At 45.2% G+C, this 8626-nt stretch carries 4 protein-coding genes; all 4 read left to right on the top strand.

Features of this window, described 5'->3' with window-relative positions; translation table 11 throughout:
• A partial coding sequence (locus ACXLDX_RS10430) for a TIGR03013 family XrtA/PEP-CTERM system glycosyltransferase (RefSeq protein ID WP_457577123.1) occupies window positions 1–977 on the top strand: 977 nt, incomplete at its 5' end.
• Between the two features lie 310 nt (window positions 978–1287).
• The gene (locus ACXLDX_RS10425) at window positions 1288–4641 is read left to right on the top strand and encodes a cyclic nucleotide-binding domain-containing protein (protein ID WP_457577122.1); all 3354 of its coding nucleotides are present in this window, start codon (window positions 1288–1290) and stop codon (window positions 4639–4641) included.
• Between the two features lie 3 nt (window positions 4642–4644).
• The gene (locus ACXLDX_RS10420) at window positions 4645–6432 is read left to right on the top strand and encodes a DnaB-like helicase C-terminal domain-containing protein (RefSeq protein WP_457577121.1); all 1788 of its coding nucleotides are present in this window, start codon (window positions 4645–4647) and stop codon (window positions 6430–6432) included.
• Between the two features lie 471 nt (window positions 6433–6903).
• A complete protein-coding gene (locus ACXLDX_RS10415) occupies window positions 6904–8625 on the top strand; it encodes a Crp/Fnr family transcriptional regulator (protein ID WP_457577120.1) in 1722 nt (573 codons plus the stop codon).
• The last annotated feature ends 1 nt before the right edge of the window (window position 8626 follow it).

The following is an 8626-nucleotide window of genomic DNA, read 5'->3' as shown; positions in this document are numbered from 1 at the left end:
AGAGATTGTTTGTCCAGTGCGTCATTATTGTCGGCACAGGAGATTTTGCTTCAGATATTGCCCGGGAAATTGAAGGTGTTCATGATTCAATTTATAAAATAATCAGTTTTATTGGTGAGTCGGAACCAGAATTCAACCCGAATCAGGCCCCTGTTTTTCCGGAGCTTGCAAAAGTTGAAGAATTGGAAGATGATCATGAAATTGAGCGGGTTATCATTGCTCTGGATGATCGAAGAGGAGTTATGCCGATTAACACTTTGCTTGACTACAAAATACACGGTATTCCAATTGAAAATGGTGTTACATTTTATGAACGTATCACAGGGAAGATACTTGTGGAAAAGCTGGCGCCAAGCTGGATTATTTTTTCTGACGGATTCAGTTTAAGCAGGTGGAAGTGTCAGGTGAAACGAATGATAGATATTTCCCTGTCTTTAATTCTGTTATTCTGCAGTCTGCCGATTCTAATACTGACCGCTCTTCTCATCAAGCTTGAATCTCCGGGGCCCGTTTTTTACCTGCAGAAACGGGTTGGGTTTAAGAACAAGGAATTCAATGTAATCAAGTTTCGCTCAATGGGCGTTGACGCTGAGAAAAATGGAGCGGTCTGGGCTCAGGAGAATGATGACAGGGTGACCAGGGTCGGAAAAGTCATACGCAAATTGCGCATAGATGAGTTGCCTCAGCTTTTCAATGTTCTGCGCGGGGAAATGAGTCTTGTTGGCCCGCGACCTGAAAGACAGGTGTTTGTTGACAGACTGATGGAGGTTATTCCTTTTTATGCTATTCGTCATGAATTGAAACCAGGTGTAACAGGATGGGCACAGGTCTGTTATCCTTACGGTGCATCTGAAGAAGATGCGTTGAAAAAACTAGAATATGATCTGTATTATATGAAAAATCTGTCAATTGCTCTTGATTTACTCGTCATATTTAAAACAATAAAAACTGTTCTTTTCCGGGTGGGTGCCCGCTGAGTCTTTCCGGCAAACCTGCTCATTGCAGGATTGGAGGCCCGAGTTTTGATTCACTCCTGAATCCGTGAAGGTTTTGTGAGCAGTTCAGAGATAATAAAATCACAGAGTTTCTGCCCCTGTGATCAATTACCTTTGTGATTGTTTTTCGTGTAATGTTTTGAAAATAAAAAGAAAAATCAGTATGAAATCATTGATCGGATGCATTGCCACATCACCATTGGCCGCTTACGGATTCAGCAGATGCTGAGAATGTAAATTTTTTACGGTATTCTGGAGGACTGCCGCCAAGACAGTATAACGGGAAAAAAGAATGAAACAGAAAGAACTGCAGGAAAACGGTGTGATGGCTCTGCGGGCATTTAATAATGCTCTTGTTACAGCCCGCCTCTATCCTCCAACAGCACCGCAGGTAACCAATGCTGTGGATATCGGGTATAAGAAAATCCGGGAGTTTCTTCGAAATTTTGGAACGCTGGATATTATGTTGAAAGAGGAGGTACCTTTTCTCTGTGGATTGCCGCTTGACGAGGAGATTCTCTCTTCTTTTTCCAATCTTGTTGTCTACAGACAGATGGTTCTTCTTACTGTTTCCCGGCTTTCTCTTGCGCCTTCAATGGATCGGTTTGCCTTCAGCCAGATTCTTTCAGTCTTCAATGCCGGAAAGGATAAAATCATGCAGGCCGGCGGTGGTATTGAATATATTACAAGTCTCGGGCTTGCCGGTTATTTTCCGGAACCGGTCGAGGAAGAAGCGGGAGAACCCGACGAAAGTCTGGTTCAGTCAAGGGGGAAAAAAGTATTAAAAGTTGATGCCGAACTCCTTTCCGCTCTTTTGGGCAATAAAAGACATCCTGCTGCAGCAGAAAGACTGGCTGAGAGTTTTTCAGATATGGAAAGAGGAGTGGAAATACTCGTTGCTGCGACAGGACATATTCTAAAAGAACTGAAGAAGAAAAAAGGCGTGGGGAGAACAGCCCTGTTTCCCAGGTTGCTTCAGGATGTTCAGAATCTGTTTGACAGGGATTCTCTGGATGATGCCGCACATCGACTGGCGGTGATACTGACCGAAAATCTAAGGGAAGCGACTCTCTGTGTCCTGTTGAGCCAGGAATATCCGGAAGGGTTTGGTGAAAGTTTCTACAGGGCACTCCTCAAATGTATGTCTGTCGAGTCTTTTGGCAGAGTTATCTCTCTTTTCAGGGGTCAGGTGGCCAGGTTGCAGCACCGGCAAGGTGATGCTTCTTCTGCCCTGGTGGAGAAAATGCTGGAACAGCTTCTGGCTACGGAGAAGGGTAGACAGTACCTGGCGACGGAAAAAGCAAAAGAGATAATCGAAAAAGGAGAGGAAGAAAGAAAAAAGCGGCGTGTGGAAGCCGGAATAGAGCGACTGCTGGCAGGAAACACTGCTTCTCTGAAAAGTGTGGAAGTTCTGGAGGCATTACCTGGTGTTATTCGGGAATTAAAGGCAAGAAACGATTCAGATCATCTAGAACAAGTTGTAGAATTTCTGGCCGAAGAAATACGGATCAGCGGCGGACCGAAGCTTCTGAGCTCCGCTGTAGCTGCTGTTGAAATTCTTCTGGTAGACGGTCATTGTCGTTTTTCAGAACATTTACTGAGAGCTCTGCTCGCCTGGGTGAAAAAAACTGAAAACAGTGATGAGCCGTTTGAGCGGGTGGTCCTTCTTCTTGAATTGGTTATGCAGCAATGCTGGAAAGATGGCAGGGAAAGTCTTGGGGATGAAATTCTCACCTTTTTTCATGAAGTACGGACTGAAAAAATAGTGAAATCTGAAAAAATACGGTCAATAGTGGCCAATATCCAGGACAGAAATATCAGGAGAAGCAGTCTTCCTGAGTTGCTTAACACCTGTCTTTTCAATCCGGAAAATAAAGAAGCCGGTTACAGGCTGGTTTTCCAGGGACCGGTAGCTCTGCAGTTTCTTGTTGAATCGCTGATAATGTCGCAGAATGCGGAGCATCGATTTAAAATTATAGATCTTCTGACCTATGACAGCAGGTTTGTTCCGGAGATTGTGCATGGGCGCCTCCAGGAACATATGCCATGGTATGGAAAACGGAATCTGGTGAAGCTGCTGGCGGAAACAGGTGGAGAGGAGGATGCCGAATCGGTTCTTACCTATCTGAATCATGAAGATTTCAGGGTTCAACGTGAGGCTCTGATTTGCCTGTATAAAATTGGTGGTGAGAAGAGAAAAAAACTGTTGCTCACGGCTCTTGATGATTCCTCGGAACTCATAAAGGTTCAGATTATTAAGGTTCTTGGACGATTCTGTGATGCAGAAGTCGCGGGACAACTGGCAGAACTGCTGAACAGCTTTGAATTGTTCAGTGAGAAGAACCGCAATGCACTGCTCCTGCAGATTCTGGATACACTGGGACGATGTTCCAGCACTGTTGCACTGAAATCCGTCCGTAATTTTGTCAGTGTTTTCAAGCGTCGTTCGGGAAGAAAACTATCGAGCCAGGTAAAAAATGAGGCTGAAAAAGTGTTACGTTTCCTGGAAAAAGATCAGGAGATGTTTAAAAAGAAGCATATTCAGGCAACCCAACTGAGGAAAAAGGCCATCAGGCAGACAGTCTGGAAAAAGGGCCTTCCGCCGGGTTTGAACATTATTACCGGTTTACAGGAGGAAGCTGCCATCAGGAGCCTTCTTGACCAGGGTGAGAGTGAAACAGCACGAAAGAAGCTGGTTGAATTTATCCGACACATGGCCAGAATGAAGAAATTTGTTCAGGCGGAGAAACTGAGAGACTGGCTTATTGAAATTGATAGCACTGCTTTAACTGATATTATTGCGGCGGCTGAAATAATTGCTGAGGAAAAAGCGGCAGCCATTGACCGGGAGCACCTTGAAATATGGAGTGATCTTTATGATTTTCTGACAACAGAGGAGTTCAGTGAATTTTATCACTCTCTACACCATAAGAAGATCAGAAATGAAGAAGTCATAGTGCACCAGGGAACCCTGCAGAACGCCCTCTATTTTATTAATTCAGGAAAAGTAAAACTGTATTATGATGATGGTGAGGACAGGGTTTTGTTGAAAACCCTGGGGGCCGGGGAGATTATCGGTGCCGGAGCATTTTTCGACGCCTCTGTCTGGACGATTTCCGTGGTCAGTGTGGGTATGAGCGAAATTTCAATTCTCAAATTTGAAAAAACGACTCGTTGGCAGGATGAATATCCGGCCCTGGAATCCCGATTGAGAGATTTTTGCAGCAGGTTTGAAAGCACTGCTGACGTGGTCAGAAAATCATCCCATGACCGTCGTCAGCATGAACGGTACATGCTTTCCGGCCGTGCGGAAGTCCTGTTGCTTGACAGCCGGGGGATGAGCAGTGGCATCAGGGTCCGGGGTGAACTCATTGATATTTCTGCCGGTGGGATTTCTTATCTTCAGCGGATTTCGAAAAAGAAAAATGCACGGTTGATTTTAGGCAGAAAAGTGAGAGTTACCTTGTCTTTCGAGCCAGAACCTTCCGGAAACGTTGTTCTTGAAGGTGATATCCTCGCTGCGAAAGAAGTTCCCGGACCGGAAAGTGATTTTTCCGTGCATGTCTGTTTTGATACCGAACTGGATTCTGTCCATATTCAAAAAATAATCGAGCAATCCGGTCAAGAGTCAGAGATCGTGGAGTAGTTTATGATCAAAGGTGATGATGGAGCCATTGTTCGTTTTTATCATTCATACCTGCATGGAGAATATCGGGACGATGGTATTTTCAGCGGTCCATGCCCTTTCTGTTCAAAGCGGGGACTGAAAAAAGGTACAATCATCGTTTTCCTTAACCCTGAGAGTTCATTTTTTGGTTATTTCCGTTGTCTGAATCGCTGTGTTCCTGCCGGGTTTCCCATGTGGTTTGCCAGGATTGCCTCGATAGCTCCTTCTGAAGTGCCGGGGTTTGATCCGGATCTGCCGGATTTCCCGTTAATCGGTCTGCGGGGATATCCTGTGGAGAATATCAATGATGATATCAGGAAATATCAGGACAGGCTTTCACCGGCAGTCAGCGGAATTTTCAGTAAGGCCGGTATTTCTGCTTCGACTTTAAAAGAGCTGGAAGTAGGATTCAATGGTCGATATATTGTTTATCCCCGTTTTCAGGAAGACGGCAACTGTTATTCTGCCCGATGCGAATTTCCTGACAATCCTGAAGATTATTTCTGGCATGGGAATGAACAGTTCAGCCGGGAGCCGTATAATCTTTTTAATCTCAGGGATATTAAACGTTGTGAGCAGGGGGTGCTGTTTGTCTGTGAAGGTGAAAGAAATCTGCTCACTCTGAAGCAACTCGGGTTTCCCGGAGTGGCCGTTTCCCATTATCGTGAATTTGAAAATCTTGACCCTGAACTTTTCGAACGGCTTCGCACTGTCTTTATTGTTCCCGTCAACAGCCCGGAATCAGCACTGGCTGCGCGGACACTAGCTACCGGTATAGGGTTCAGGGCAAGAATCCTGTCCTGGGAAGAACATTCCCCCGGGAAGTATTCCCTCTTCAGGTTGGCGGAGAAGTCCTCAGAGCAGTTCAGGGCCGCAGTCGGACGTATGGTGAAAAAGGCCAGGGCATTTTCACCCTTTGTTTCCCCGGCCCGGGAATATGAACTCTTCCTTGACGGTTTATCCAGAGAGCGGATGGGTGACTGCCGCAGGTTTTCTTCCGGATTCGCCTGTTTTGATCAAATTCTCGGTGGTATACATGGCATAAATGTGATTGGCGGTGCTCCCAAGGTGGGTAAATCAACACTGATGATCCAGATATCCTCCCATATGGCGCATAACCGCGTTCCGGTTCTTTACTACGATTTTGAGAATGGCAGACAGAAGATATATCAGCGCCTTTTCAGCAGGTTAAGTAGATTGTCTGTTGCTGAAATTATGAAAGGCAGCTATACAGAGCAAGAGAAAAAACAGTATGACAGCGCCAATGTAACATTCAGGGAAATGCTTTTTTTTCTGCGTGTTATCAATGATAGAAAGCTGACCCCGGATACCATGCGGCGTCATATTGATTTTATTCGCCAGGAAAGCGGCACTGAGCATATGGTTATTGTTGTTGACAGCCTGCATAAATTACCGTTTAGAGGAATTACTGAAAAAAAGAGTGGTATAGATGCATGGCTGCGTCAGCTGGAAGCGATACGCGATGAATCTCAAGTCGCGTTTCTGGTTATTTCTGAACTGGCAAGAACAACGGATGGGGATTATTTTCAGGATCCCCATCTTGGTATTTTTAAAGGATCGGGAGATATTGAATACAGTGCGGACAACGCCATGGTTTTTTACCCGTCTTCATTAAAAAATGGTGGAACAGAAAAAAAATATCTTCTTGAGCTGATAGCGAGCAGGGAACATTCACCCGGTGTTATTGCCGCTTACCGGACTGATTATCCTTTCTGGGGATTTGTGGAGCAGCCTTTGGCGTGTGAATAAACGTAATTGGTCACAGGGGTAGCAACTCTGTGATTTTATTACCCCTGAACCAATGTCGTAAACTTAAGGACAAGATGGATCGGGAAAGTCCCATTCTGACCTTGGCCGAGGGTGTCTGCAGCCAGGGACGGGTTTATGGCGTCCCTCGGACGAAGCAGAATGGGGCTCATCGCTTAAGTTTACGACATCGACCTCTGAACTGTAATCCTGTGAGTAGTAACAAATGATTACTTGATTACCCATGAAACTCAGCCAAATTGTGGATGTGCCTGTTTGATCAGGCTAGCCTACGGTCAAAAATCACTGGAAATCTCAATTGATAAGGAATTCAAATGAAAAAGTGTCAGTCCAGGTCATTTTATAATCAGTCTAATGTGATTTTTGAAATACGCCTGACAAAACAGGCCCAATCCCCAGGCTCACAAATAACAGGCTGAGTTTCATACGTAATCAGAAATTATTATATATTGCATGCTTACGTTTCTGAAAAATATATCGCGTCTTGATTCGGTGCTGGAGGTGGCTCTTCTTTCCCTGCATGGGGAAATTCTTTTTCTTGATTCTGCTGATAACAAGATCTTACCTCCAAGGAAAAAAACGGTCTGGAACAGGATCATTGCCGAATTTGATAAACCGTTGTCTGCAGAATTTAGATACGATAAAGGGTTGTATTATATCTGTTCAACCCCCGTCGGTCATGTGATTGTAACCATGTGTTCAACGGAACAGCTCGAGAAAATACAAAATGGTTGTGATAATGTCCGGCAAAAGATATCAGATGGCAGGATCTGCAGAAAAATACTTTTAAAAATGCTGGTAGAGGTGGAGACCCCCGTAAAACCCGCAATTGTCAGGGAGCTTGTCCCTTTTGCCGATGCCGAAGTGGGGCAGGTTCTGGTTTCCCTGCTGAAAGAGGAAAAAGAACTTTGGAGTAAAGAGGGGAGAACACTCCTGCTCTTTATCTGCAGAACCCTCGAGTACTGCATGTATGCCGGGGCAGCGCAAGCTCTGGGGGATGTCATCGAGCGTGTCGGAGACAGCGATCGTGAGGTTGCTGAAGCGGCCAGTCAGTCATTGAAGCAATTGGGAAAAGGTGGTGAGAGCAGTAGCGGCAGTTTTTCTCCTGAAGAGGATGAAGGTAAAAGAAGATCTGATGATACCGAAGGTCCTGGCCGGGAAACAGTCAGCAACAACTGGAAAACACTACCTGAAAGTGGAAAAATACGGACATTTCTGGATCAGGGGAAGAAGGATGAGGCCATTGCAGCCCTTCTGCAACAGATCAAAACAGCTGCAGGTAAAAAAAGGTTCGATCTGGCTGAAAAATTCCGTGAATGGTTGATGGAGATTGATTCAATGGCTATCACGGCCATTATCCAGGCTGCAGAAATTATAGAGGAGGAAAAAAGCAGTTCCATCAGTAAGGAATATATCGCCATCTGGCAGAAACTTACAGATTTCCTTACCAGAGAAGAGTTTGCTGCTCTCTATCATGCAATGGAAACGAAAAATTATTCCGAGGGGGAAATCATAGCGGAGCAGGGACAGGATCTTGCCGTACTGTTTTTTGTTAACGGTGGCAGGGTACAGCTATTTGCCCGCAGCCAGGGGAGGGAGATGATTTTGAAAACCCTGGGCCAGGGGGAAATTTTTGGTGCGGAATCTTTTTTTGAAAGCTCTGTCTGGACTATGAACGCCAGGAGCAGAGGGGCCGGGTTGTCGTTACTGACCCGCTCCAGCCTCACTGCTCTGAATGAGAATTATCCTGGTCTTGAATCAAGGCTGCTCACTTACTGCAACGGTTTCCAGGCGCCTGAGACTGTGTTCAGAACAACAAAAAGATCACGAAGACAATATAACAGGAAGATTATTTCAGGGAGAATCACAGTTGCCATTCTTACCGAGAGTGGTTCTGTAATTGGTGCACGGGTTAAAGGAGAATTACTGGATATCTCAAGAGGAGGAGTCTCGTTTACTCTGCATGTATCAAAGAAGGAAAAGGCTTCAGCACTGTTGAAAAAGAAGGTACAGGTTTCCTTTGATATTTCCGGGAAATCATTTAGAAGGAGTGGTATGGTGCTGGCAGTCCGTGGCCATGACCTTATCGGAAACGAGTATTCTCTCCACATCGAGTTCGATAATGTTCTGACAGGTGTTGAACTTCAGCAGGTGATAACTGCATACGGTAAATAGG

It is taken from the genome of Desulfomarina sp. (genome assembly GCF_054039375.1).
This window is presented reverse-complemented; position numbering and strand designations above follow the sequence as displayed.

Excerpts from the sequence above, each read along its gene's own strand:
- ACXLDX_RS10415 (WP_457577120.1), top strand. The coding sequence starts at position 6,904 with ATGCTTACGTTTCTGAAAAATATATCGCGTCTTGATTCGGTGCTGGAG.
- ACXLDX_RS10425 (WP_457577122.1), top strand. The coding sequence starts at position 1,288 with ATGAAACAGAAAGAACTGCAGGAAAACGGTGTGATGGCTCTGCGGGCA.
- ACXLDX_RS10420 (WP_457577121.1), top strand. The coding sequence starts at position 4,645 with ATGATCAAAGGTGATGATGGAGCCATTGTTCGTTTTTATCATTCATAC.